This is a genomic window from Serratia sp. H402Y (assembly GCF_051172415.1).
Taxonomy (GTDB): Bacteria; Pseudomonadota; Gammaproteobacteria; order Enterobacterales; family Enterobacteriaceae; genus Serratia; species Serratia ureilytica.
Map to the genome: position 1 here is coordinate 90,326 of NZ_JBPIYZ010000006.1, position 23,972 is coordinate 114,297.

The following is a 23,972-nucleotide window of genomic DNA, read 5'->3' on the forward strand; positions in this document are numbered from 1 at the left end:
CGGCTTAACTTAACCTCTCTTTCGGCGATAAGCAGGGGCCTGCCGCGGCGCCGCCTGCTCTTGCATCGGCATCACGGTCACGGCGAATTCTTTCATCACCCGGCGGTAGACGTCGCGTTTAAATGACACCACCTGGCGCACCGGATACCAGAAGCTCACCCAGCGCCAACCGTCGAACTCCGGCGTGCTGCTGCGCTGCATATTGATATCAGCGTCATTGCACAGTAGCTGCAACAAAAACCATTTTTGCTTTTGGCCGATACAAACCGGCTTTGTGTCCCAACGCACCAAACGTTTCGGCAATTTATAGCGCAACCAGTTGCGGGTCGAAGCCAGGATGCGCACATCCTTTTTACTCAGCCCCACTTCTTCGAACAGCTCACGGTACATCGCCTGCTCCGCAGTTTCGCCAGGGTTAATCCCACCTTGGGGAAACTGCCAGGAGTGCTGACCGTAACGGCGGGCCCATAAGACCTGCCCCTGACGATTACAGATTACGATACCAACATTCGGGCGGTAGCCATCATCATCGATCACCGGACTACCTCGATAAGCTTAAATTCGCATAGATGTCCTGATTGTTTCACACAAGCTACAGGCGGTAAACCACTGCTTTACGGCGCTGCGGGCCGGATAACATTGGGATAACTCACAGATATAGGCAAAGTTATAAACATGCATCGGCATTTCAGACCGGTTTTATTCACTTTTTCTGTGGATAGGTGTGTGTAGAACTCGAGGGATAAGCCGGTAAAACTCTCGTCCCCGAAAATCCCCCCTCACACAGATAAAACAATATTATTCATAAAAACATATAATTAACCAATATTCCACAGTTATGTACAGGGCAAAAATGTGATCTATGCACGGTAAGGATCTTACCCTGGCGAAAGATCCACCAACGCCGTTTTTATCCACAGATTATCCGGGCAAGTTACGCACAAAACGGACAAATTCGTAAAAAACCGCCCGAGTCAAGGCTGTAAATTGAACCAGTGATCGGTAAAAATTTGGGTTATCCCATAAATCTGTGGATAAATAGGTGTAAGATCCTGTTTATTGTCGGTGGCTTCAGGTGAACAAGCCTCGCGGGTGCATTGTCGCCCGCGCAAGGAAAGAAAAAAAGTCATGTAAAATCATGCTACTATTATTCTTTTCCCCAGGCGACTGGGGTTACCGTTTCCCGTGTATCTTTGCAGTACGTTTTTCAACCAAATTCGACAGGCTTGATTTATGGCGTTTTTATCCCCTCTGCCGCCCCCGCCGGAAAATGAACGGCAGCTGTTCGAGCGCGCTCAGGCGCTGGCTGGCTTCAGTTTTGGCGAACTGGCCGCCCGCGCGCAGTTGCCGATCCCCAAGGATCTGAAACGCGATAAAGGCTGGGTGGGCATGCTGCTGGAGCTGTACCTCGGCGCCATGGCCGGCAGCAAACCGGAACAGGATTTTCCTGAGCTGGGCATTGAGCTGAAAACCATTCCTGTCGACGCCGCCGGCAAACCGCTGGAGACCACTTTCGTCTGCGTGGCCCCGCTCACCGGCAACAGCGGCGTCACCTGGGCCAGCAGCCACGTTCGCCACAAGCTGGCGCGCGTGTTGTGGATACCGGTAGAGGGCGAACGGCAAATCCCGCTGGCGCAGCGCCGCGTCGGTTCGCCGCTGCTGTGGAGCCCGAGCGCTGCAGAAGAAGAGATGCTGCGCCGCGATTGGGAAGAGCTGATGGATCTGATTGTGCTCGGTCACGTAGAACGCATCACCGCACGCCACGGCGAAGTGCTGCAACTGCGCCCCAAAGCGGCCAACAACAAGGCGCTCACCGAAGCCATCGGCGAACAGGGGCAACCTATCATGACGCTGCCGCGCGGTTTCTATCTGAAAAAGGGTTTTACCGGCGCGCTGCTGGCAAGACATTTCTCAATCTAAGCGATTTCGTTTAACTCTGGTTTAGCTAGCCCTGTCAGCGCCACGATAAACGCGTATAATTCACCCTTTGCATTTATTAAGTATTAAGGTGTGTCGGGCAATGTTCGAATGGATTATGGATCCCAATGCCTGGTTAGCGTTAGGTACGCTAACCATTCTTGAGATCGTACTGGGTATTGATAACATCATTTTTCTGTCGCTGGTGGTGGCCAAGCTGCCCAAAGCGCAACAGAACAAAGCTCGCCGAATGGGCTTGGCCGCCGCCATGCTGATGCGCCTGGCGCTGCTGGCCTCCATCGCCTGGGTGATCCGCTTGACGCACCCGCTGTTCACCGTGCTGGATCACGCCATTTCCGCCCGCGATCTGATCCTGCTGCTCGGTGGATTGTTCCTGATCTGGAAAGCCAGCAAAGAGATCCACGAAACCATCGAAGGCACGGAAGAAGAGCACCACACTAAGGTGCACAGCTTCTTCGGCGCGATCGTACAGATCATGCTGTTGGATATCATCTTCAGTCTGGATTCGGTGATTACCGCCGTAGGCCTTTCCGATCACCTGTTCATCATGATGGCGGCGGTGGTGATTGCCGTCGGCGTGATGATGTTCGCCGCACGGCCGATCGGCGAATTCGTCAATCGCCATCCGTCGGTGAAAATGCTGGCGCTGGCGTTCCTGATCCTGGTGGGCTTCACGCTGATGCTGGAAAGTTTCCAGGTGCACGTGCCGAAAGGCTACATCTACTTCGCCATGTTCTTCTCCATGTCGGTAGAAGCGCTCAATCTGATGCGCAGCAAGAAAAACCGTTCGCCGGAATAACCCTACGCGGAGGCCGCCATCGGCGGCTTCCGCCGTTTCGTTGCCCCCTCATTTCAGTTTTTCTTATCAGATAAAGACTTATCTGAGACGCTCTCTGCCAAGAGTTTGCTAATCTTGAAAGAACATTGTTTTCTGCATAATCGAGGATCCGCAGGATGAAAAAGTGGGTAATGGCAGTGTCTGCGCTGGTTATGGCCGCCGGTTTGGCGGGATGTTCCAGCGACTACGTCATGGCGACCAAAGACGGCAACATGATCCTGACGCAAGGCAAACCGGAGATCGACACCGATACCGGGCTCATCAGTTATAAAGATGAGAAAGGCAATCACCGCCAGATCAACGGCGATCAGGTTTCCCAGGTTATCGAACGCTAATCACCGCACGCCGGCTATCGCCCGCTCGAGCGCGGTAGCCCTCATTCGTGTCCGCACGGAATCCGCTTCCCCCATCTTCACCGCTTGGTTATAGTCAGGAAAGGCGACATCGCCGCCCGACGGACTTTGCGCCGTCTTCTGAATTGGGCTCCTGTTTCACCGGGCCGCACGGCCCGTCAGCGCTAACAAGAAAGGAAGGCCGTTAATGCAATACCACCGTATTCCCCACAGTTCTTTAGAAGTGAGCGTGCTGGGACTGGGCACCATGACCTTTGGCGAACAGAACAGCGAAGCCGACGCCCATGCGCAACTGGACTATGCATTGGCCGCAGGCGTGAACCTGATAGATACCGCCGAACTGTACCCGGTGCCGCCCCGCCCGGAAACCCAGGGCCTGACCGAAAGCTATATCGGCAGTTGGATCAAAGCGCGCGGCAATCGCGAAAAAATCGTCCTGGCCAGCAAAGTCTCGGGCCCGGTGCGCGGCACTGACAGCAGCATCCGCCCGCAGCAGGCGCTCGATCGCAAAAACATCCGCGCCGCTCTGGACGCCAGCCTCAAGCGGCTGAACACCGATTATCTCGATCTTTACCAATTGCACTGGCCGCAGCGCGCCACCAACTGCTTTGGCAAACTCAACTATCAATATACCGATGACAAAGCCACGGTCACGCTGCTGGAAACCCTGGAGGCGCTGACCGAGCAGGTGCGCGCCGGTAAAATTCGCTATATCGGGGTCTCCAACGAAACGCCCTGGGGCGTGATGCGCTATCTGCAACTGGCGGAGAAACACGAGCTGCCGCGCATCGTGTCGATTCAAAACCCGTACAGCCTGCTGAACCGCAGCTTTGAGATTGGCCTGGCCGAAATCAGCCAGCACGAAGGGGTAGAACTGCTGGCCTATTCCAGCCTGGCGTTCGGCACGCTGAGCGGTAAATACCTCAACGGCGCTAAACCGGCCGGTGCGCGCAATACGCTGTTCACCCGCTTCAACCGTTATTCAGGGCAGCAAACCCAACGGGCGATCGCCGAATACGTGGCGCTGGCCAAAAAACACGGGCTGGATCCTTCGCAGATGGCGTTGGCCTTCGTGCGTCAGCAGCCGTTCGTCGCCAGCACCCTGCTGGGCGCCACCTCGGTGGAGCAGTTGAAAATCAACCTCGACAGCCTCGACGTGATTCTGGATGAGGACGTGCTGCAGGCGCTCGAAGAAATCCACACCCGGTTTACCATTCCGGCGCCTTGAAGCCGGAGGGCGCAGCCTGGCTGCGCCCCGTTTCACCGCCGCTGCGACCACCACAACGCGCTAATCGCCAGCGCAAACACCACGCCAAACCCTACGCCGACGCCCACCACCGGCACGCCCAGCTTCACGACCAAAGAATACAGGCCCAGCATCAGTAACATCGCGGCGTTTTCACCCAGGTTTTGCACTGCGATCGCATTGCCGGCGCCGACCGAATGTTTGCCCCGCTCCTGCAGCAACGCATTGAGCGGCACGACGAAGAAGCCCCCCAGCATGCCGATGAGCGCCAGCAAGACGTAGGCATTGAGCATGGTCGTTTGCAGCGCAAACACCGCGACCGCGACGCCGATCAGGATCCCGGCCGGCATACAGCGTTTCACCGTTTTAAGCGTGACGAAGCGCGCGGCGGCACCTGCGCCCACCACGATGCCGACGGCCACCATGGCGTTCAGCAGCGTTGGCGTGGCGTTATCGGCGATGCCGAGCGCCACCGGTACCCACAGCACCAGCAGAAAACGCAGCGTCACGCCGGCCCCCCAAAACAGGCTGGTGCCAATCAATGAGAAACGCGTCTGTCCATCGCGCCACAGCGTAACGCAGGCAGCAAAGAAGCTGTGCGTCATGGCCTGAGGACGCCACGAAGCGCCAGGACGCGCCGCCGCCAAACGCGGAATATACCGGTTGGCGACCACCGCTCCCGCGTAAACCAACGCGCAGGCCGCCAGCGCCGCCGCCACGTGCCAGTCCGCCAGAATACCACCGGCCACCGAACCGGTCAGAATGGCCGCAATGGTCGAAGCCTCGATCAGGCCGTTAGCCTTGACCAGTTTCTCGCCGCTGGTGATCTCGCCCAGAATGCCGTATTTAGCCGGTGAATACGCGGCCGCTCCCACGCCGACCAGGCTGTAACCCAGAAACGGATTCCCCCCAAAACAGATCACCAATGCCCCCGCCAATTTCAGGGCGTTGGCGAACATCATCACCCGCCCTTTGGCAAAGCTGTCGGCGATCTGGCCGACGAACGGAGCCAGAATGATATAGGTGGCGACAAAGGCCATCTGCAGGATCGGCTGGCTCCAGTCCGGATACAGCTGCTGCTTGATCAACGCCAGCGTGGCGAACAGCAACGCATTGTCGCCGAACGCCGAAAGGAACTGCGCGCTGATCACCGCAATCATGCCGCGTGACAACAAAGGGGATTCGGTCGAAGGATTCATCAGGCACTCTCCGGCTGTTCGGCCATATGACGCAGGGTGACGAAATCAGGTTTGCCGCTGCCGAGCACCGGCAGCGTTTTCAACAGGCGAATATCGCGCGGCACCGCCAGCTCCGGGCTGCCCAGTTCGCGCGCTACCCGCAGCAATGCCTCGCGGGTAATGGCGGGATCGGTGGTAAACAGCACCAACGCCTCGCCTTTGCTGCTGTCGCTTTTGACCGTGGCGGCATGCAGTTTATCCGGCGACAGCCGTTGCGCCAGCAGTTCGACGCTCTCCAGCGACACCATCTCGCCCGCCAGCTTGGCGAAGCGCTTCACGCGCCCGCGAATGGTGCAGTAACCCTGCTCATCCAGGCTGACGATATCGCCGGTGTCATACCAGCCCGGCTGCAGCACGCCGTTCGCATCTTCCGCCGCCGGCGGCTCCAGTTCGCCGGGGCGTTCAACCCGCAGATAGCCTTTCATGATATTCGGCCCCTTCAGCTGCAGACGGCCGCCGTTATCAATACCCGGCACCGCGATCAGACGCGCCTCCATCTGCGGCATGATGCGGCCGACGGTGCCCACCTTGGTCGCCAGCGGCACGTTGATCGAGACCACCGGCGCGCACTCGGTCACGCCATAGCCTTCCAGAATGCGGATGCCGTATTTGTCCTGGTAGATCTGTTTGGTGCTATCCGCCAGTTTCTCCGCGCCGGCCACGACATAGCGCAGGCGGGCAAAATCATACGGATGCGCGAAGCGCGCATAGTTGTTAAGGAAGGTCGCCGTGCCGAACAGCACCGTGCAGTTACGGTCATACACCAGCTCCGGCACCACGCGATAGTGCAGCGGGCTGGGGTAGAGGAAAATGCGGCTGCCGGTGATCAGCGGCGTAAGCAGCCCCACCGTCAGGCCGAACGAGTGGAACAGCGGCAGCGACGACATGAAGCGGTCGCGCGGCGTGAAATCGGCGATGGTGCGGATTTGTTCTACGTTGGCCAGCAGGCTGGCGTGCGAATGCACCACGCCCTTGGGATGGCCTTCGGATCCGGACGTGAACAGGATCAGCGCCGGATCCTCCGGACGTTGCGGCAACGCCGCGCGCTGCGGCTGCAGCAAGTGACGCAGGATCCACAGCTTATCCGCCAGCGTGACCGTATCTTTCAGATCTTCCAGATACACCCAGTTAGCCTGTGGCACCTGTTCCGGCAGGTGGGTCAGCTTGCCTTTCTCCAGAAACTGGCGCGAGGTGACGATGGTCTTGATGCCGGCGGCCGTCATCGCGCTGTTCAGGCCGTTGGCGCCTGCGGTGTAGTTGAGCATCGCCGGGATGCGATTGCGCAGCGAAGCGCCGAAGATCGCCGCCGCGGTAATGGTGGCGTTGGGCAACAGCAGCCCAACGTGCTCCCCCTCGGCGGTAAAGCGCTGCAGAATGCGGCTGACGCCCAGCGATTTCTTGACTAGCGTCTGGTAACTGTCTTCTTTGAAAGCGATGTCTTCGATGCAAGGCTTGCGGCGCCCATAGCGGTGCTGCGCCGCCAGCAAAGCATGGAACAGCGTTTGCGGCTCGCGCGTCTCCATGCGCGCCCACATCATGATCTGCATCAGCCGATCGCCCGCCAGCGCCCGGCGTTCACGCGCGCGCGGCGCTTCCGGCATCGGCAGCGTGGTCGGCGGCAAGATGCGGATGCTGATTTGCGGGAACCAGCGGATCTTGAACACCCCGGCCATGCGGCCAAACGGGCTGAACTCCGGGCCATCGATCCGCACCGGCACCACGGTCGCGCCCGATTTGGCGGCGATAAACGCCGCTCCGTCGTAAATTTTCATCAGCGCGCCGGTCACGGTGATGCGCCCTTCAGGGAACACCACGATCGGCCGTCCCTGCTCGACCATGCGCACCAGTTGCTTGATGGCCATCGGCTTGGTGGGATCGAGCGAGACAAAATCGATGTAAGGCCGCAGCCAGCGCATAAACCAGCTCTCGCCGATACTGGCATAGACCGCAAACACCGGTTTTATCGGCAGGAACAGCGCCAGCAGTACGCCGTCGAGGAAAGAGACGTGGTTCGGCGTAATCAGTAATTTTTGCCGTTCGAAGTGCTGGACGTCCCCTTCGACCCGTACCCGAAACAACAGGCGAAACAGCGCGCGCAGCAGTGAAAAGATCATGCCCTTCTCCCTTGGCCATGGAGGCGTAAATCGTTGTAGGGAAAAGAATACTATATGGCAGGCAAAAAAAAACCTACGCATCCGCGTAGGTTGGTGCAATTGAAAATGGCTTCAGCATGCAAGGCACGCTGATTTCTCACCAATCAATACCTCTGGGATCACCTACTCTAGAGAGATGGCGTGCAGGAAACTACCGGCGAATCGCAAGAGTTCTGCTCCAAATGCAACCAGCTGTAAATTTCCCACGATCTGCTGTAATAACTCAATGAAACTTAAACCTTCCCGCAGCGACGAAAATAAATATAACAACGACGAGCCAGTGACCCAGACGTGACATCTTCGCTCATCGTGCGCTGACCTCGACCAGGCAGCTCATGGCGTTCGGCCCCTGCGTCAGCGGCGAGGTGCCGATATCCAGCGTCAGCACGTTCGGGTTGCCCGCCTGCTCGACCGGCCGGCGCTGCGCGTCGAAACCCGGCTCGAACCAGGCACCGGTCGCCATCAGCACCACGCCGCGCGTCACGCCATCGGTGAGCGATACCCCCGCCAGACAGCTGCCGCGCGCGTTGCTGACCAGCACTTCGGCGCCGTCCGCCACACCGCGCGGCGCCGCATCGTCCGGATGCATGTACAAGGTTTCTCGCCCGGCGGTCTTGTTGCCCTGCGCCAGCGGCGCCGGATCCATCTGGCTATGCAGGCGATCGCTCGGCTGAATGGAGATCAGATGCAGCGGCCAGTTTTTGGCCTGCGGCGCGCCCAGCCACTCCACCGGCGGCCGCCACTGCGGATGCGGAGCGAAATCTTCGTAGCGATAGCCGGCGATCCGCTCGCTGAACAGCTCTATCTTGCCGCTGGGCGTTTGCAGCGGGTTAGCCTGCGGATCGGCGCGGAACGCGTCAAAAAATACGAACTCTTTAGCCGGCGCGGGCAGCTCGACATAGCCCCGTTGCCAGAAGGCCTCAAACTCGGGCCAGGCGACGCCGGCGCGCTGCTGCGCTGTGCCGCATTGCCGGTAGATAGCTTCGATCCAGGCCCGCTCGTCGCGATTCTCGGTAAAGCGCTCACGATAGCCGAGACGCTCCGCCAGATCGGCGAAGATATCGAAATCGTTGCGCGCCTGATGCTGCGGCGCAATGGCCTGATGCATCGCCAACACGTAGCGATCGCGCGACGAGCCGCCGATATCGTTACGCTCCAGCGAACTGGTGACCGGCAGCACGATGTCTGCCATTTTGGCCGCCGCCGTCCACCAGATATCTTGAACGATCACCGTGTCCGGCTTCTGCCAGCCCTCCACCAGCCGATTCAACTGCTGATGATGATGGAACGGGTTGCCGCCGGCCCAGTGCACCAAATGGATATCCGGATAATGCCGCGTCTCGCCGCAAAATTGATAGGCCTCACCGGGGTGCAACAGCATGTCGCAGATGCGCGCCACCGGGATCGCCAGCCCGGCCGGATTTTCGCCTACCGGCATGGTCGGCGCAGGCGTGTCCACGCGTGGATTGCCGACGCCGTTCATCGAGCCGTGGCCGAACGAGAAACCGCCGCCCGGCAGCCCCACCTGGCCCAGCATCGCCGACAGCGCGATCATCATCCAATACGGTTGCTCCCCCCGATGCGCGCGTTGCACGGAGTAGGAACAGGTGATGAAACTGCGCACGCCGATCAGTTGCCGCGCCAGCAGCGCGATGCGCGCCGCCGGAATGCCGGTAATTGCGCTGGCCCAAACGGGGGTTTTCGCCACGCCGTCACCGGCGCCGTTCAGGTAATCCGCCAGTTGTTGATAGCCCACGCAGTGGCTGTGCAGGAAGGCTTCATCCTGCGCGTCCAGCCGCTGGATTTCGTAAGCCAGCGCCAGCATCAGCGCCACGTCGGTATTCGGCCGGATCGGGATCCATTCCGCGTTGACGAACTCGGGACAATCATCGCGCATCGGGCTGATGTTGACAACCGGCGTGCCCTTGCGCGCCAGCTTTTGCAGCCAGGGCTTGAGCGCATGTTCCGCCGCGCCGCCGGAAGAGACCTGAGCGTTTTTCAGCGCCAACCCGCCAAACGCCACAAACAGCTCGCAATGCTCCACCACGCTCGGCCAACTGGTGACGCGCCCGGTCAAGGGCGAGAAAGTGCCGATCACATACGGCAGAAAAAACTGCGCCGCGCCCCAGCTGTAGTTGCCCTGCTGATCGACGCCGCCGCCGCCGCTGAAGTAGAACCGCCGCACCAGCGAGCGGGCATGGTGCAGCCGCCCGGCCGACGACCAGCCATAAGAGCCGGTAAACAACCCGGAGGCGCCGTAACGATCGCGCACCCGGCGATTCTCCTGCGCCACCAAATCGAGCGCTAACTCCCAATCCACCTCGACGAAATCTTCCCTGCCGCGCAGCGTACGGTCGCTGCCCTCGCGCTTTTGCAGCCACGAGCGGCGCACCGCCGGCTTGCGGATGCGTTTGTCGGAGTAGACCATCGGGACGATGGAATCGAGCAGCGGCGAAGGGTCGGGATCGTCGACGAAGGGTTCACAACGGATAAGCCGGCCGTCTTCAACCACGGCGGTATAAGCGCCCCAATGGGCGAGCTGCGGATAGCGTTTAATGGACATGGCGTTCTCGGCGCAAATCGGAATGCACAGACGTTACCTCAGCCCGCCGCCAGTGCCAACGTACAAATTGCGCTATCGTTCGGTAGCAGTCGGTTATGCGTACAGACTCGAAGAGATTCTGCAACCGCCACCACAAGTTGCGCACGAGACCGCTTGCAGCCCCGGTTTTTTTCCGCAAAACTGGGGGATGTAAGCGATTACCCAGGATGTGTTGACTGATATGGCTACGATAAAGGATGTTGCCAGGCTGGCGGGTGTTTCCGTGGCCACGGTATCCCGCGTGATAAACAATTCCCCCAAGGCCAGCGAAGGGTCGCGCACCGCGGTGCAGGCCGCCATGGAACAGCTGCAGTATCACCCTAACGCCAACGCACGAGCGCTGGCGCAGCAATCCACCGAGACGCTGGGGCTGATCGTCTCCGACGTTTCCGATCCCTTCTTCGGCGCGATGGTCAAGGCGGTCGAGCAGGTGGCCTACGCCACCCACAATTTTCTGCTGATTGGCAACGGTTACCACGACGCCGAAAAAGAGCGTCAGGCGATTGAACAGCTGGTGCGGCACCGCTGCGAAGCGCTGGTGGTGCACGCCAAAAGGCTGAGCGATCAGGAACTTTGCGGCTGGATGCAACAGATCCCGGGCATGGTGCTCATCAATCGCACGCTGCCGGGGTTTGAAACGCGCTGCGTGGCGCTCGACGATCGCTACGGCGCCTGGCTGGCGACCCGTCATCTGATCCAGCAAGGGCACCAGCGCATCGCCATCATCTGCTCCACCCACCAGATTTCCGACGCCACCGATCGTCTGCAAGGCTATCTCGACGCGCTGCAGGAACACGGCATTGCGGTGGATGAAAAGCTGATCGCCTACGGCGAACCGGACGAGATCGGCGGCGAACAGGCGATGACCGAATTGCTCGGCCGCGGCCGTTCGTTCTCCGCCATTACCTGCTACAACGATCCGATGGCCGCTGGCGCGCTGTCGGTGCTGAGCGATAACAGCGTCGACGTACCGGGAGAAATTTCGCTGATCGGTTTCGACGACGTGTTGATTTCGCGCTACCTGCGCCCACGCCTGACCACCATTCGCTACCCTATCGTGGCGATGGCCACCCAGGCGGCGGAGCTGGCGCTGGCGCTGGCCAACCGGCAACCGCTGCCGGAAATCACCAACATGTTCAGCCCGACGCTGGTGCGCCGCCACTCGGTCGCCACCCTCAACAACGCGCACGAACAGCCGTAATCATGCCGCCGCATGGGTGAGCCGTCACCCATGCGCTCAGATTGCGCAGCCCGCCGCATTTCTCGCTTTTGGATTTTTTCCGCTCTCTGCGTTCGTGCATATTGTTGGCACAATAACCTTTACGCTATATAGCATAAACGCTATATTCGGAGCGCATCATGTGGCAAGTGGTGACCGTCGAACGATTCGACGACTGGTTTTTGGCGCTGAACAACGCCCAGCAAACAAGCATCCTGGCGGCGATCTTCAAATTACAGACGTTGGCCCGCAGTTGGCGCGGCCGCACGCCGATACGCTGCATTTTTCCGACGCGGCCCGGCAGTTGAAGGAGTTGCGCGTTCAACATCGCGGGCGCCCTTTCAGGGTGTTTTTCGCCTTTGACCCACAGCGGCAAGCAGTATTACTGTGCGGTGGCGATAAAACCGGCGACAAACGCTTTTACCAGCGCATGTTGCCCATCGCTGCCATGGAATTTTCACATTATCTGGCAACCCGGAGGTAGTGCAGATGGCCAAACCGTTATCCCAACTGATCGACAAGCTCGATCCCGCCGTCGTTGCCGCAGCTAGGCAAAAAGCGGACAAGGAAATTTTCGAACTGCGGCTGGCAATGCTGAGGGAAGAGCTGGCGGTTTCTCAGGTTGAATTGGCGAAGCGGCTCGGTATCAGCCAACCCTCCGTCGCCAATTTGGAAAAGCGCGGCAGCGAAATAAAGCTGTCGTCGCTCAAACGCTATATCGAGGCGATGGGCGGCACGCTATCGCTGGATGTGCAATTGCCCAATGGCCAGCACCGCCGCATGACGCTGTGAAGCGGGCGCAAGGCGCCCGCCCGCCTATCAGATAAGTTCCAGCGCGATCAGTTCTTCGATGGTTTGGCGGCGGCGGATCAAACGCGGCTCGCCGTTTTCGAACAGCACTTCAGGCAACAGCGGACGGCTGTTGTAGTTGGAGGACATCGATGCGCCGTAGGCGCCGGTATCGTGAAACACCAGATAATCGCCGATCTGCACCGGCGGCAGCTCGCGGGTTTCCACGCCGCCGCCCGCCTGCTGGGTGAAGACGTCACCGGATTCGCACAGCGGCCCGGCGATCACCGTGTCGCGCAGCGGTTGTTCCGAGGTGTCGCGCCCATCGGCCGGCAACAGCGAAATATGGTGATAGCTGCCGTACATCGCCGGGCGCATCAGATCGTTAAAACCGGCATCCACCAGCACAAAGTGGCGGCTCCCCATGTCTTTTACCGCCCGCACCTCGGCCACCAATACGCCCGCCTCCGCCATCAGGAAACGTCCGGGTTCAATCTCCAACTGCACCGGGTGCCCCAGATGCGCGGCGATGCGCTCACGCGCCCGGTTCCACAAACCGAAATAGTGTTCGGTATCGATCGCCTCTTCGCCGTACTGATACGGGATAGACAGGCCGCCGCCGGCGGAAATGGCGCTGATGTCATGACCGAGATCGATCACCTGCTGCACCATCGCATCGCAGACGCGCTCCAGATGCTGGTAATCGACGCCGGAGCCGATATGCATATGCACGCCGATCAGCTTCAGGCCGTAGCGGCGGATCTTCTCCACCGCCTGCGGCAGGTCGGCATACCAGATGCCGTGCTTGCTGTTCTCGCCGCCGGTGTTGGTTTTCTGGCTGTGGCCATGGCCAAACCCCGGATTAATGCGCAGCCACACCGGATGCCCCGCGGAAGCCTGGCCGAGCTGATCCAGCATATCGATGGAACCGGCGTTGACCGGGATCTTCAATGCGCTGACGCGCGCCAGCGTCGCGTGATCCAATACGTCCGCGGTAAACACGATATCGCTCGGCTCGCCGCCCGGCTGAAAACCGGCCTGCAGCGCCCGCTCGATTTCGCCGAGCGACACCGAATCCACCTTCACGCCCTGCTCGCGCATCAGGCGCAAAATATGAATGTTCGAACAGGCTTTCTGCGCGAAACGGATAGTGTCGAAGTGGCGCAGCTGAGCGATGCGCTGGCTGATGATGTCGGCATCATAAGCCCAGACCGGGCAACCGAAGCGCTGCGGCAAGGCCAGCAGGTTAGCGGCGTTCAACGCGGTGGAGGTGTCGTGCAACGGGCGTGGCATGGCGATATTCCCAATTCGAAAGTAACGGCAGATAAGGCCATAGTGCCGCACGCTGAATCGGGTGGAAAATATCTATTTAGCCGTAGTCTATTCATTTATGATATAGCTTTCTTTACAGTCGAGCAGCCTCGTCATGCACAGCATCTCTTTGCGGCAGATAGAAATCTTTCGGGCGGTGATGACCACCGGCAACCTGACCGAGGCGGCAGCCCTGCTGCAAACCTCGCAACCCACCGTCAGCCGTGAGCTGGCGCGCTTTGAGAAGCTGATTCGGCTGCAGCTGTTCGATCGGGTTCGCGGGCGCTTGTCCCCCACGGTGCAGGGCCTACGGCTGTTCGAAGAGGTGCAACGCTCCTATTATGGCCTCGATCGCATCGTCAACGCCGCCGCCGGCATTCGCCAGTTTCAGCAGGCGCAGCTGTCGATCGTGTGCCTGCCGGTATTTTCCCAATCGCTGCTGCCGGCGGTGTGCCGGCCCTTTATCGAACGTTACCCGGAAGTCAGCTTCAGCGTGATCCCGCAAGAATCGCCGCTGCTGGAAGAGTGGCTGTCGGCCCAGCGCCACGATCTGGGGCTGACGGAAACCACCCTGACGCCGGCGGGCACCGAGCGGGTAACGCTGATGACGTTGAATGAGGTCTGCGTACTGCCGGCGGGCCATCCTTTGCTGGCGAAAGGCCAACTGACGCCGCAGGATTTCGCCGGGCAAAACTTTATCAGCCTGTCGAGCACCGACAGCTATCGCCACTTGCTCGATGCGCTGTTCGCCGAGCAGGGCGTCGAGCGCCGCATGGTGATGGAAACGCACAGCGCGGCGTCAGTGTGCGCCATGGTGAGAGCCGGCGTGGGGGTCTCGATCGTCAACCCGCTGACGGCGCTCGACTATGCCGGCAGCGGCGTGCACGTGCGGCCATTCAGCATCGACGTGCCGTTCACCGTCAGCCTGATACGGCCGCTGCACCGCCCTTCATCGGCGCTGGTGACGGCCTTTATCGACCATCTGCATCAACAGGCGGCGCTGTTCTCCGCCCGCCTGGCCGCCGCCGTCAAACGGTGAAAACGGCGTGGGAATGTTGCCGCGGCCTTAGCGCAGCGTCGCCTGCCACTGCGGATCGCTGGCGAACCATTCCACCAGAAAGTCCAGCATGGTGCGCAAGGTGGCGGGCATTTGTCGGCGTGAGGTGTAGATGCCGTAGATGCCCATCGATTGCGGCCGGTAACCCGGCAGCAGCTCTACCAGTTCGCCGCTGGCCAACAGCGGCGCCGCCGAATAGTAGGGCTGCAGGGAAATGCCCGCCCCCTGCACCGTACCGGCCATCAGCACCACCGATTCGTTGGCGCTCAGGTTGCCGCTGACCGCCACCGCCGATTTCACCCCCTGAGCGTCGAAATGCCACAGGCTTTTGCCGAAATAGGAATAAGTCAGGCAGTTGTGCAACGCCAGATCCTGCGGCTGGCGCGGCGTGCCGTGCGCCGCCAGATAAGCGGGCGCGGCGCACACCACCGACGCGCAGGTGGACAGCGGCCGGGCGATCAGGTTGGGATCCAGCTCATTGGTGATGCGCAGCGCCAGATCGATGCGCTCTTCCACCAGGTTCACCGCCCGGTTGTTCATCTGCAGATCGACCGCCACCTGCGGATGACGCTTCAGATACTGGGCGACGGCCCCCACCAGCGCCGTTTGTCCGAGCGATTGCGAACAGGTGATGCGCAGCAGGCCGCGCAGTTCGTCGCTTTGCCCTTCCTCCACCAGATCGATTTCCCCCGCCAGCGCCAACATTTGTCGGCAGCGCTCCAAAGTACGCTCACCGGCGTCGGTCAGACTAAGCTTACGGGTAGTGCGGTGCAGTAAACGCGCCCCGGCCCATTGCTCCATCTGGGCCAGGTAGCGAGTGACCATCGCGCGCGACATCTCCAGCGTTTCCGCAGCGGCGATCATGCTGCCGCGATCGACGATGGTGACAAAAACCTCAGCGGCGGTAATGCGATCCATGATTAGTCCGATTTATGCAACGAATAATTGCTTATTATCCGGTTTTTCTATCGCTTTATGCAACCTAACATCATTACAACATTAACCGATACCTAAGGACCTCTGCCCATGTTTAAGAAATCACTGTTAACTCTGGCCTTCACCGGCGTCGCCACCCTGAGCACCTACGCCACCGCTGCCGATACCCTGACCATGGAAGTGTATAACCCGGGCGAGAAAAGCGTGTTCCCGGTGTCTTCCGAAATCGTCAGCGGCAAACACGAAGTGGCGCTGATCGACGCACAGTTCCAGCGCAACGATGCCGAAGAGCTGGTGAAAAAGATCAAGGCGACCGGCAAGAAACTGACCACCGTCTACATCAGCCACTCAGATCCGGATTTCTATTTCGGTCTGGACGTGATTAAGGCCGCTTTCCCGGAGGCGAAAATCATCGCTTCGCCTGGCACCATCAAGGACATTAACGCCACCAAAGACGGCAAAATCGCCTACTGGGGCCCAATCCTGAAAGACAACGCGCCGAAAACCGTGATCGTGCCGCAGCCGCTGCAGGGCGACAGCTTCACCATCGACGGTCAAAAAGTGGAAGTGAAAGGCCTGAACGGCCCGACCCCCGATCGCACCTTCGTGTGGATCCCGGCGCTGAAAGCGGTCGTGGGCGGCGTGGCGGTCGCCGGTGACAATATCCATCCGTGGATCGCCGATAACCAGAGCGTAGAATCGCGCCAGCACTGGCAGCAGACGCTGAAAAACATCGAAGCGCTGAAGCCACAGGTCGTCGTGCCGGGCCACTTCCTGCCGGGTGCCGCACAGACACTGGCATCGGTGCACTTTACCCAAAAATACCTGACCACGCTGGAAACCGAACTGCCGAAAGCCAAGGATTCCGCCGCGCTGATTGAAGCGATGAAAAAGCACTACCCGACGCTGAAAGACGAATCGAGCCTGGAACTGAGCGCGAAAGTGCTGAAAGGCGAGATGAAGTGGCCGCAATAAGCGCCCGAGCGTGATTGAACCAGCCCTGGCGCCGCGGCGGCTTGCCGCGCGCCAAGCGAGGAGTAAAAATGACCGAAACCACTCTGCATTACATTTTCGATCCGCTGTGCGGTTGGTGCTACGGCGCCGCGCCGCTGGTGAAAGCGGCTCAGAGCCTCCCCGGGCTGAAGGTCGTGCCGCACGCCGGCGGCATGATGACCGGCAACAACCGCCGTCAGATTACCGACGAATGGCGCAACTACGTTATTCCGCACGACAAGCGCATCGCCGAGATGACGGGCCAGCCTTTCGGCGAAGCCTATTTCAACGGCCTGCTGCGCGACACCACGGCGGTGATGGATTCCGAGCCGCCGATCACCGCTATCCTGGCGGCGGAAAAACTGGCGGGACGCGGGCTGGACATGCTGCACCGCATTCAGCAGGCGCACTATCAGGAAGGGCGACGCATCGCCGACACGCCGGTGCTGGAAGCGTTGGCGAAAGAGCTGGGGTTGCCTTCGGCGGCGTTTATCGCCGAAATGCGCTTCAACAGCGGTGCGCCGACCGCGCAACACATCGCGGAAAGCCGGGCGCTGCTGGCCAAAGTGCAGGGCCAAGGCTTCCCGACCTTTGCGCTGCAGGATAGCGAGGGCCAGCTGCATCTGCTGCCGGCCGGCAATTATCTGGGCAATGTGGAAGCCTGGAAGAATCTGTTGGGCGCCGCCGCGCTGGCGTAACCCTTCTCGCCCCGGCCACCGGGGCGGGTCATTCGACCCGCACGAACCGCCCTTCCGCCCGCACATTGTGGCCGAACCCGCAATCCCCCCGCGTATGCATCTCCAGCGCTTGCTCGCCAAACGCCATCGTCACGTCGCAGACCTGCGCGCTTTCCGAGTCATGTTGATGGTAGACGGCCTTGCCGTGCTCAATGGGCAGCTCGGCGGTGAAGTCGCCCATGTTCGGGCCGTAATACAGCCCCATCTGCGGCATGGCGTAGCCGGAAAAATCGATCAGCCAGCGCTCGCCCTGCGGCTTCACCACCACTTCGCTCCACACGCCGCGCCCGGCGTATTGCCAGTACACGCCGCCCGGCCCCTGCGGCTGCGGCCGCTGCGCCAGGCGTTGGCGCAACAGACTCATGTTGTGCTGCGATTTGTCATCGTGCGGCGCCAGCGCCAGATAGGCCTGCGCCTTGAGCAATTCACCGGCGTGCATCAGCGACAGCGCCACGTTGTTGTAAGCCGTGGCGACAGCCTGCTCGCTCAGACCGCAAAACTCGCTCCAGGCCGCCTGATCGCGAAAGATGTCGGCGGCTTTGGCGTAATCCTGGCGCTGATAGGCCTTTTTTCCCAGTTCGGCGTAGCTCGCCACCTTTTGGCAGTCGGCGGCGATGTCCGGCTCGTCAATGTGCGCCCAGGCCCGGGCGCTGGCGAAGACGCCGCAGGTCAGCAACAGGGGAAACCAAGCCTTCATCGTTTATCCTTTCTGCAAAAATTCGGCGCCAGTATAACCGCCCGGCGCCGGAGTGTATGCCGCAATTGCGCTCACCTGCGCGCCGCCGGCGATTCAGCAGCCTTATTTCAAACGGTTAGCGGAGTCAAAACTGCTTACAGTCGCGGTTTGTTTGTTACCGGCCCGCAGCCCATGCTGAACAAAATACCGCAATTATCGAGCCGTTATGAACGCAACCCCCTTGCAGAGACACGCCATTTGGCAGTTGATCAAACCCTTTTGGGTGTCGGAGGAACGATGGCGCGCCTGGATGATGCTGATCGCCATCGTCGTCCTGTCGCTCGGCCTGGTCTATATCAGCGTGCAGATCAACCAGTGGAACCAGGTGTTCTACGACGCGCTGCAGAACAAAAACTACCCGGTATTCAAGGCGCAGCTGTGGCGCTTTACCTATCTGGCGCTGATCTTCATCGTGCTGGCGGTCTACAAGATCTACCTGACTCAGGGGCTGCAGATGCGCTGGCGGCGCTGGATGACGGAAAGGTTCATGGGAAAATGGCTGGCGCACCAGGCGTATTACCACACCGAGCAGCAGCAGATCGTCGATAACCCCGATCAGCGTATCGCTGAAGATCTCAACGTGCTGACCCAATATACCCTGTCGCTGTCGCTCGGGCTGCTCTCCAGCCTGGTGACGCTGTTTTCCTTTATCGACATTTTATGGCACGTCAGCGGGCCGATGACCTTCGCGCTCGGGCAACACGCCATCACCTTGCCCGGCTATATGGTGTGGTTCGCGCTGCTGTATGCGGTGTTGGGATCGCTGCTGATCTGGTGGGTCGGCAAACCGCTGGTCATGCTGGGCTTCAACCAGGAACGGTATGAGGCGAACTTCCGTTTCGGCCTGATCCGCATCCGCGAAAACAACGACGCCATTGCGCTATACCACGGCGAACCGCGCGAGGCGCAGCAGTTGGGCGACCGTTTCGACACCATTCGCAGCAACTGGTGGGCGATCATGCGCATCACCCGGCGGCTCAACATCGCCACTAACTTCTACGGCCAGTTCGCCATCGTGTTTCCCCTGCTGGTGGCGGCGCCGCGCTACTTCTCCGGTGCCATCCAGATGGGCGGCCTGATGCAGATCGCCTCGGCCTTCGGCCAGGTGCAGGGCGCGCTGTCGTGGTTTATCGACGCATTTAACGATTTGGCGACCTGGAAAGCCTGCGTTAACCGTCTGGCCGGCTTCAACGCCGCCGTCGATCAGGTTCACCATCAGCCGCGCGGCATTCAATTGCGGGAGGAGACCGCCCATCCGTTAACGCTGGACAACCTCAGCCTGCACTTGCCCGACGGCCAGCCGCTGCTGACCGGCGCCGAGATGACGCTGCAACGCGGCGATCGCCTGCTGATCGTCGGGCCTTCCGGCTGCGGCAAGTCGACGCTGCTGCGCGCCATCGCCGGTATCTGGCCTTACGGCGCGGGCGCCATCGGGGTAGAGGGCAACGCCAACATGCTGTTCCTGCCGCAGCGCAGCTACATTCCGATCGGCACGCTGCGCGAAGCGCTGAGCTACCCGAGCCTGGCGTCGGAATACAGCGACGCGCAGCTGATGCGGGTGCTGGAAAACTGCCGCCTGAAGCACCTGCAGCGCTGGCTGGACACCTCCGCCAACTGGAGCCATCGCCTGTCGCCGGGCGAGCAACAGCGGCTAGCCTTCGCCCGCGCCCTGTTGATTCGCCCGAGCATCCTGTTCCTCGACGAGGCCACCAGCGCGCTGGACGACGAAACCGAGCAACTGATGTACTGCCTGCTGGTGGATGAACTGCCGGACGTGACGCTGGTCAGCGTGGCGCACCGCAACAGCGTGGCGAAATACCACCAGACCTGCTGGCGCTTCAGCCGCGGCGAAGACCAACCGGCGCGTCTGGCGCTGAGCCCGTTGCCGGCCTAACTCACGGAGCCGGGCGCGCCCGCGCCCGGTTTTCGTTCAGATGCCGTCGGCCTGCGCGTCTTCGCACTTCACTCGGCGGCGTTCATGCCACAGGCTGGTCAGGCCGCGTTTACCGCACGCCAGCGCCACCTCGCGAAATTCATCCAGGCTCAGTCCGTCACGTTCCAGCATCATTTCCGCCGCCAGCTGCATGTTGACGCCGGTCAGCACTTCGCAATCACCCCGCGCATCCGCCAGTTCACAGGCGCTGCGAAAAGGCGAACCGCCGAGCATGTCGGTCAGGAACACCACGCCGTCCGGCTGCGCCACCGCGACCAGCGCCGAGCGTAAGGCATCCCTGAGCTGCGCGGTGCTCATCTGTTCGGGGAAATCGACCGCCGCGCAATGTCGCTGCGGCCCCACCACCTGTTCCACCGCCTGCAGCAGCCCGGAGGCAAAGCCGCCGTGGCCGGTAATCACAATGCCTGGCATATCCCGCTCCTCATAAAATGCCGATAAATTTGCCCGCCACGCCGATCGCTACCGTGACGCCAATCAGCTTCACCGGCGAGAATCCGCGCTTCATCAGGAAGAAAATGAGCAGCGTAAAGCACAGCGGCAGCAAGTTGGGCATCAACTTGTCCAGCACGTCGGTCTGCAGTGCCACGCTGGCCTTGCCGGCATGCATCACCAGCGGCGTGGACAGGTGCACGTACGAGGCCACCAGCGCGCCGATCACCGTCATGCCGACAATGGAAGCGGCGTGAGAAATGCGCCGGGTATGGGTCTTCAGCAGCGCCAGCGCGCTGGTGCCGGCCTGATAGCCGTAGTGCGCCAGCCCAAAACGCAGGCCGAAGTGGAACAGGTTGAACAGCAGCAGGAAGACGATCGGCCCGAACAGGCTGCCCTCCAATGCCAGCGAAGCGCCTATGCCGGCGCAGATCGGCAACAGCGTCAGCCAAAACAGCGCGTCGCCGATACCGCCGAGCGGCCCCATCAGCGCCACTTTCACCGCGCGAATGGTGGAGATCTTTTCCTTGTTCTGCTCCATCGCCAGCACCAGGCCGGACAGGAAGGTGACGTCGAACGGGTGCACGTTGATAAATTCCATGTGCATCTTCATCGAGTTGGCCAGATCCTGCGGGTTGCGGTGGATCTTGCGCAGCGCGGGGATCAGCTGATACAGCCAGCCGCCCGCCTGCATGCGCTCGTAGTTGAACGACGCCTGTAGCAACAGCGAACGCCAGGCCATGCGGTTGATGTCGCCGCGCGTCAGCGCTTCGGCGGGCCGGCTGTCCAGATAGTCGTCCTGCTCCACCTGGCTGGTGGCCAGCGCCTGCGCCATACGCTGCTCGGCCTTTTGCGCCAGCAGATCGTCGGAATCGTTAAATGCCATCTTCGGCGTCCTCCTGCGGAGCGGGCCGGGCCGTCGCCTCTGCCGCGCCGCGTTGCGTGTTGAAGAAATCAATCAAAGCGATCGCCAGGGCGCCCAGCGCCACCGCCAGGATCGGCAGTTTGAGAAACGTGACCGAGATGAAACCGAGGATAAAATAGGCCACGTAGGTTTTTTTCATCATCACCTTCATCAGCAGCGAGAAACCGATCGCCGGCATCATGCCGCCCGCCACCGCCAGCCCGTCCAGCAGCCAGCCCGGCGCTTTCTGCACCATGGCGCTGGCCGCATCGGCGCCGAAGTAAATCGGCAGGAACGCCACCACGAAATAGAAGATGAACAGAATGCCGATGCCGAGATAGTTCACCCGTTCAATGCCGCGCCAGTTCAGCGCTTTCACCATGCGATCGCAGCGGTGCATCATCGGCGAGAACAACGTAAACAGCAGCGTGATGCAGCCCTGCACCGCGATCGAGAACGGCACCGCCACGCCGATCGCCACTTTAGGATCGGCTTTGGTCAGAATGGCGAATGCGGTGCCGATCACCCCGCCGATCACCACGTTAGGCGGTTGGGCTCCCGCCAACGGCACCATCCCCATCCACACAAGCTCCAGCGTGCCACCCACCAGCAACCCGGTATAGACATCGCCCAAAATCAGCCCCACCAGCGGCCCCATCACTACCGGCCGGTGGAAGTGGGTCAGACCGTCGAACAGGTCAACCCCCGCCAGCCCGGCCAACAGCGCAATCAATAACGCATCCGTCAACATGCTTTCCCCCTGGCTCAAAAGAGCAGTTTGCCGATCGCCTCACCCGCTTCATCCGGCACCCGTCGCACTTCGCACTCCACGCCCAGTTCCGCCAGCGCGCGGAACGCGGCCACGTCGCCGTCGTCCAGCGACACCGTTTTGTGCACCTGCCGCTTCCCCTCGGCGAAGTGCATATTGCCGACGTTGACGAAACGGATCGGCACCCCGCCGCGCACCAGCGTCAACACGTCCTGCGGCGTTTTGCACACCAGAAAGATCTTCTGCCGATCCGCCGCCTTGTGGATCACGTCAATGGTTTTCTGCAGCGTGAAATAACGGGTCTGCACCCCTTCCGCCACCACCATGTCCATCAGGTTCTGCTGCACCGGATCGGCGGCGGCCTCGTCGTTGGCCACCACCACCAGGTTGGCGCCGAGGGTATTGGTCCAGGTCACGCCCACCTGGCCGTGCACCAGGCGATTGTCGATGCGGGTCATTAAAATGTTCGGCATGCTAGCGGCCCTCCGGGTAACAGGCGGCGTGGTAATCGTCGAGTACCTGCGTCACTTTATGCAGCACCCACTCCTGCGGATCGGTGCTCAACTCGCCGGCATTCAGCGCCCGCGCCTGATCCGGCAGGTACTGGCTGAGCAGCGCCAACGGCGCCGGGTTGCGGCGCAGGTTGTCCAGCAAGCCGTCGACCGCCTGCTGCACCTGCGGCTGCGGCCAGTAGTAACGCACCCGATCGCTCAGGCTGTAGTGGCGATCGAGATACTGTTGGTGCGGCGTGCCGTGGTAATAGCGGCTCCACTGCTGCGGCTGCTCGCGCATCACCTGTTCCAGCGTGGCGCGCAGCTGCGACGACTGGCGTTCCCCCAGCCATTCACGCTCGATGCGATCGAGGGCGAACAGCGCTTCTCGCAGCGCAAAGGTCAGCGCCGGCCCCACTTTCAGGATGGCGAAGTGATCGCGCACCAACTGGCGATAGGCCTGCGGCGGTTGGTAATCCGTAGAGTGCGCTTCATAGATCATGCCCGGCTGCCGTTCGATGAAATGGCTCAATGCGTCGGCGCGCTGCGGCTGATAACGTTCGACGCTGTGGTGATCGAACTCGACGCCCGGCTGCACCACCAGCGCAATGGTTCGCTGCCAGGCATCGTTCAGCTCGGCTTTTTGCCAGGCGATACGGTGCATTTCCAGCGTTTGCGCCACCGCCTGCGGCGTGGTGACCTGCAGGCCCGCCAACGCCTCCTGCGCCCCGCCCGGCACCGGCACCTCGGTGCCGATCACATAGACCGGCGCTTCGCCGCCGCTCTGCGCCCAGGCGCGTTCCGCCACCGCGCACAGGCGTGCCGCACGCTCGGCGACCGCCGCATCTCCCAGGGGCGAGGGATCGCCGGCGCACGACATGGAACAATCGAGATGAATTTTGCGAAATCCGGCGCGAACGTAATCGTCGATCAACGTTTCCGCCAGCGCCATCGCTTCCTGAGCCGGGCGATCCTGCCAGGCGTTCGGCCCCAGATGATCGCCGCCCAGCCACACGCGCTCGCGCGCCAGGCCAACCTCATCCGCCAGACGCCAAAGCGCATCGCGGAACTGGGCCGCCGTTTGGCCGGTATAGCCGCCGAACTGATTGACCTGGTTGGAGGTCGCTTCCACCAACACCGGCGTGCCGCGGCTTTTAGCCTGCCGCAGCGCGGCCTCCAGAACCCAGGGATGGGCGGAACAGACGGAAAAAATCCCGACCGGCATACCGGCCTTGTGCTGCTCGACAAGCTGTAACAACTGCTGCATGAAGCCCCCATG

The 23,972-nt window shown here is 61.0% G+C and carries 22 protein-coding genes and 1 pseudogene; 11 read left to right on the plus strand and 12 right to left on the minus strand.

Going from position 1 to position 23,972, the window contains the following annotated elements:
* Window positions 1-9: 9 nt before the first annotated feature.
* On the minus strand, window positions 10-537 hold the full coding sequence (gene rppH / locus ACSBQS_RS21810; RefSeq protein WP_004931849.1) for an RNA pyrophosphohydrolase: 528 nt from the start codon (window positions 535-537) through the stop codon (window positions 10-12).
* Between the two features lie 696 nt (window positions 538-1,233).
* Here rppH and mutH point away from each other — a divergent pair.
* The 4 genes from mutH (at window position 1,234) to ACSBQS_RS21830 (ending at window position 4,357) form a co-directional block, all read left to right on the plus strand.
* Window positions 1,234-1,920 carry a DNA mismatch repair endonuclease MutH gene (gene mutH / locus ACSBQS_RS21815; RefSeq protein ID WP_033644848.1) on the plus strand — a complete coding sequence of 229 codons (687 nt, stop codon included), beginning with the start codon at window positions 1,234-1,236 and terminating at the stop codon, window positions 1,918-1,920.
* Window positions 1,921-2,020: 100 nt separating this feature from the next.
* Complete coding sequence (locus ACSBQS_RS21820) at window positions 2,021-2,737, plus strand: TerC family protein (protein ID WP_033644847.1); 717 nt, start codon at window positions 2,021-2,023, stop codon at window positions 2,735-2,737.
* Between the two features lie 155 nt (window positions 2,738-2,892).
* Window positions 2,893-3,111, plus strand: coding sequence for a YgdI/YgdR family lipoprotein (locus ACSBQS_RS21825; protein WP_016929923.1), 219 nt, complete (start codon window positions 2,893-2,895; stop codon window positions 3,109-3,111).
* Window positions 3,112-3,316: 205 nt separating this feature from the next.
* Window positions 3,317-4,357: an NADP(H)-dependent aldo-keto reductase gene (locus tag ACSBQS_RS21830; RefSeq protein WP_033644844.1), complete on the plus strand. Its 1,041-nt coding sequence runs from the start codon at window positions 3,317-3,319 to the stop codon at window positions 4,355-4,357.
* A gap of 32 nt (window positions 4,358-4,389) precedes the next feature.
* On the opposite strand, the gene lplT is transcribed toward ACSBQS_RS21830, so the two are convergent.
* From lplT to ACSBQS_RS21845, 3 genes are all read right to left on the minus strand, one after another.
* A complete protein-coding gene (gene lplT, locus ACSBQS_RS21835; RefSeq protein WP_197666778.1) occupies window positions 4,390-5,574 on the minus strand; it encodes a lysophospholipid transporter LplT in 1,185 nt (394 codons plus the stop codon).
* Window positions 5,574-7,727, minus strand: a complete 2,154-nt coding sequence (gene aas / locus ACSBQS_RS21840) for a bifunctional acyl-ACP--phospholipid O-acyltransferase/long-chain-fatty-acid--ACP ligase (RefSeq protein WP_147838273.1) — start codon at window positions 7,725-7,727, stop codon at window positions 5,574-5,576. The genes lplT and aas overlap by 1 nt, the downstream gene beginning before the upstream one ends.
* Before the next feature lie 343 nt (window positions 7,728-8,070).
* Complete coding sequence (locus ACSBQS_RS21845) at window positions 8,071-10,329, minus strand: molybdopterin guanine dinucleotide-containing S/N-oxide reductase (protein ID WP_342165084.1); 2,259 nt, start codon at window positions 10,327-10,329, stop codon at window positions 8,071-8,073.
* Window positions 10,330-10,549: 220 nt separating this feature from the next.
* On the opposite strand from ACSBQS_RS21845, the gene galR reads away from it, so the two are divergent.
* The 3 genes and pseudogenes from galR (at window position 10,550) to ACSBQS_RS21860 (ending at window position 12,379) form a co-directional block, all read left to right on the plus strand.
* Window positions 10,550-11,569 (plus strand): HTH-type transcriptional regulator GalR, encoded by a 1,020-nt coding sequence (gene galR, locus ACSBQS_RS21850; protein WP_033652132.1) that lies wholly within the window; start codon window positions 10,550-10,552, stop codon window positions 11,567-11,569.
* Between the two features lie 158 nt (window positions 11,570-11,727).
* Window positions 11,728-12,071 (plus strand): annotated as a pseudogene (locus tag ACSBQS_RS21855) (type II toxin-antitoxin system RelE/ParE family toxin).
* A gap of 5 nt (window positions 12,072-12,076) precedes the next feature.
* The gene (locus ACSBQS_RS21860) at window positions 12,077-12,379 is read left to right on the plus strand and encodes a helix-turn-helix domain-containing protein (protein WP_025304078.1); all 303 of its coding nucleotides are present in this window, start codon (window positions 12,077-12,079) and stop codon (window positions 12,377-12,379) included.
* A 27-nt stretch (window positions 12,380-12,406) separates the two neighbouring features.
* Here ACSBQS_RS21860 and lysA read toward each other — a convergent pair whose 3' ends face one another.
* Window positions 12,407-13,669: a diaminopimelate decarboxylase gene (gene lysA / locus ACSBQS_RS21865; protein ID WP_033644838.1), complete on the minus strand. Its 1,263-nt coding sequence runs from the start codon at window positions 13,667-13,669 to the stop codon at window positions 12,407-12,409.
* Between the two features lie 133 nt (window positions 13,670-13,802).
* Here lysA and ACSBQS_RS21870 point away from each other — a divergent pair, with 133 nt between their 5' ends.
* Window positions 13,803-14,726, plus strand: a complete 924-nt coding sequence (locus tag ACSBQS_RS21870; RefSeq protein ID WP_047026615.1) for a LysR family transcriptional regulator — start codon at window positions 13,803-13,805, stop codon at window positions 14,724-14,726.
* A 27-nt stretch (window positions 14,727-14,753) separates the two neighbouring features.
* Here ACSBQS_RS21870 and ACSBQS_RS21875 read toward each other — a convergent pair whose 3' ends face one another.
* Window positions 14,754-15,662: a LysR family transcriptional regulator gene (locus tag ACSBQS_RS21875; protein ID WP_033644836.1), complete on the minus strand. Its 909-nt coding sequence runs from the start codon at window positions 15,660-15,662 to the stop codon at window positions 14,754-14,756.
* Between the two features lie 108 nt (window positions 15,663-15,770).
* On the opposite strand from ACSBQS_RS21875, the gene ACSBQS_RS21880 reads away from it, so the two are divergent.
* Together ACSBQS_RS21880 and ACSBQS_RS21885 are read left to right on the plus strand one after the other, a co-directional pair.
* The gene (locus tag ACSBQS_RS21880; protein WP_434991340.1) at window positions 15,771-16,655 is read left to right on the plus strand and encodes an MBL fold metallo-hydrolase; all 885 of its coding nucleotides are present in this window, start codon (window positions 15,771-15,773) and stop codon (window positions 16,653-16,655) included.
* Window positions 16,656-16,723: 68 nt separating this feature from the next.
* A complete protein-coding gene (locus ACSBQS_RS21885) occupies window positions 16,724-17,371 on the plus strand; it encodes a DsbA family protein (RefSeq protein ID WP_033644834.1) in 648 nt (215 codons plus the stop codon).
* A 28-nt stretch (window positions 17,372-17,399) separates the two neighbouring features.
* Here the strand turns inward: ACSBQS_RS21885 and ACSBQS_RS21890 are convergent, their stop codons facing one another.
* On the minus strand, window positions 17,400-18,107 hold the full coding sequence (locus tag ACSBQS_RS21890) for a hypothetical protein (RefSeq protein WP_033644832.1): 708 nt from the start codon (window positions 18,105-18,107) through the stop codon (window positions 17,400-17,402).
* Window positions 18,108-18,312: 205 nt separating this feature from the next.
* Between ACSBQS_RS21890 and ACSBQS_RS21895 the strand changes: the two genes are divergently transcribed.
* Entirely contained in the window at window positions 18,313-20,040 is a 1,728-nt protein-coding gene (locus ACSBQS_RS21895) for an ABC transporter ATP-binding protein/permease (RefSeq protein ID WP_042785281.1), read from the plus strand.
* Window positions 20,041-20,076: 36 nt separating this feature from the next.
* Here the strand turns inward: ACSBQS_RS21895 and agaF are convergent, their stop codons facing one another.
* From agaF to ACSBQS_RS21920, 5 genes are read right to left on the minus strand one after another with little or no spacing between them, the layout of a single operon-like run.
* The gene (gene agaF, locus ACSBQS_RS21900) at window positions 20,077-20,511 is read right to left on the minus strand and encodes a PTS galactosamine/N-acetylgalactosamine transporter subunit IIA (protein WP_033644830.1); all 435 of its coding nucleotides are present in this window, start codon (window positions 20,509-20,511) and stop codon (window positions 20,077-20,079) included.
* 10 nt (window positions 20,512-20,521) lie between these two features.
* Window positions 20,522-21,415, minus strand: a complete 894-nt coding sequence (locus ACSBQS_RS21905; RefSeq protein ID WP_033644827.1) for a PTS system mannose/fructose/sorbose family transporter subunit IID — start codon at window positions 21,413-21,415, stop codon at window positions 20,522-20,524.
* On the minus strand, window positions 21,405-22,184 hold the full coding sequence (gene agaW / locus ACSBQS_RS21910) for a PTS N-acetylgalactosamine transporter subunit IIC (RefSeq protein ID WP_033644826.1): 780 nt from the start codon (window positions 22,182-22,184) through the stop codon (window positions 21,405-21,407). The genes ACSBQS_RS21905 and agaW overlap by 11 nt, the downstream gene beginning before the upstream one ends.
* A 14-nt stretch (window positions 22,185-22,198) precedes the next feature.
* Window positions 22,199-22,675: a PTS N-acetylgalactosamine transporter subunit IIB gene (gene agaV, locus ACSBQS_RS21915; RefSeq protein ID WP_004931808.1), complete on the minus strand. Its 477-nt coding sequence runs from the start codon at window positions 22,673-22,675 to the stop codon at window positions 22,199-22,201.
* 1 nt (window position 22,676) lies between these two features.
* Window positions 22,677-23,960, minus strand: a complete 1,284-nt coding sequence (locus ACSBQS_RS21920) for a D-tagatose-bisphosphate aldolase, class II, non-catalytic subunit (protein ID WP_197750055.1) — start codon at window positions 23,958-23,960, stop codon at window positions 22,677-22,679.
* Between the last annotated feature and the right edge of the window lie 12 nt (window positions 23,961-23,972).

Excerpts from the sequence above, each read along its gene's own strand:
- mutH (WP_033644848.1), top strand. The coding sequence starts at position 1,234 with ATGGCGTTTTTATCCCCTCTGCCGCCCCCGCCGGAAAATGAACGGCAG.
- ACSBQS_RS21820 (WP_033644847.1), top strand. The coding sequence starts at position 2,021 with ATGTTCGAATGGATTATGGATCCCAATGCCTGGTTAGCGTTAGGTACG.
- ACSBQS_RS21825 (WP_016929923.1), top strand. The coding sequence starts at position 2,893 with ATGAAAAAGTGGGTAATGGCAGTGTCTGCGCTGGTTATGGCCGCCGGT.
- ACSBQS_RS21830 (WP_033644844.1), top strand. The coding sequence starts at position 3,317 with ATGCAATACCACCGTATTCCCCACAGTTCTTTAGAAGTGAGCGTGCTG.
- lplT (WP_197666778.1), bottom strand. The coding sequence starts at position 5,574 with ATGAATCCTTCGACCGAATCCCCTTTGTTGTCACGCGGCATGATTGCG.
- aas (WP_147838273.1), bottom strand. The coding sequence starts at position 7,727 with ATGATCTTTTCACTGCTGCGCGCGCTGTTTCGCCTGTTGTTTCGGGTA.
- ACSBQS_RS21845 (WP_342165084.1), bottom strand. The coding sequence starts at position 10,329 with ATGTCCATTAAACGCTATCCGCAGCTCGCCCATTGGGGCGCTTATACC.
- galR (WP_033652132.1), top strand. The coding sequence starts at position 10,550 with ATGGCTACGATAAAGGATGTTGCCAGGCTGGCGGGTGTTTCCGTGGCC.
- ACSBQS_RS21860 (WP_025304078.1), top strand. The coding sequence starts at position 12,077 with ATGGCCAAACCGTTATCCCAACTGATCGACAAGCTCGATCCCGCCGTC.
- lysA (WP_033644838.1), bottom strand. The coding sequence starts at position 13,669 with ATGCCACGCCCGTTGCACGACACCTCCACCGCGTTGAACGCCGCTAAC.
- ACSBQS_RS21870 (WP_047026615.1), top strand. The coding sequence starts at position 13,803 with ATGCACAGCATCTCTTTGCGGCAGATAGAAATCTTTCGGGCGGTGATG.
- ACSBQS_RS21875 (WP_033644836.1), bottom strand. The coding sequence starts at position 15,662 with ATGGATCGCATTACCGCCGCTGAGGTTTTTGTCACCATCGTCGATCGC.
- ACSBQS_RS21880 (WP_434991340.1), top strand. The coding sequence starts at position 15,771 with ATGTTTAAGAAATCACTGTTAACTCTGGCCTTCACCGGCGTCGCCACC.
- ACSBQS_RS21885 (WP_033644834.1), top strand. The coding sequence starts at position 16,724 with ATGACCGAAACCACTCTGCATTACATTTTCGATCCGCTGTGCGGTTGG.
- ACSBQS_RS21890 (WP_033644832.1), bottom strand. The coding sequence starts at position 18,107 with ATGAAGGCTTGGTTTCCCCTGTTGCTGACCTGCGGCGTCTTCGCCAGC.
- ACSBQS_RS21895 (WP_042785281.1), top strand. The coding sequence starts at position 18,313 with ATGAACGCAACCCCCTTGCAGAGACACGCCATTTGGCAGTTGATCAAA.
- agaF (WP_033644830.1), bottom strand. The coding sequence starts at position 20,511 with ATGCCAGGCATTGTGATTACCGGCCACGGCGGCTTTGCCTCCGGGCTG.
- ACSBQS_RS21905 (WP_033644827.1), bottom strand. The coding sequence starts at position 21,415 with ATGGCATTTAACGATTCCGACGATCTGCTGGCGCAAAAGGCCGAGCAG.
- agaW (WP_033644826.1), bottom strand. The coding sequence starts at position 22,184 with ATGTTGACGGATGCGTTATTGATTGCGCTGTTGGCCGGGCTGGCGGGG.
- agaV (WP_004931808.1), bottom strand. The coding sequence starts at position 22,675 with ATGCCGAACATTTTAATGACCCGCATCGACAATCGCCTGGTGCACGGC.
- ACSBQS_RS21920 (WP_197750055.1), bottom strand. The coding sequence starts at position 23,960 with ATGCAGCAGTTGTTACAGCTTGTCGAGCAGCACAAGGCCGGTATGCCG.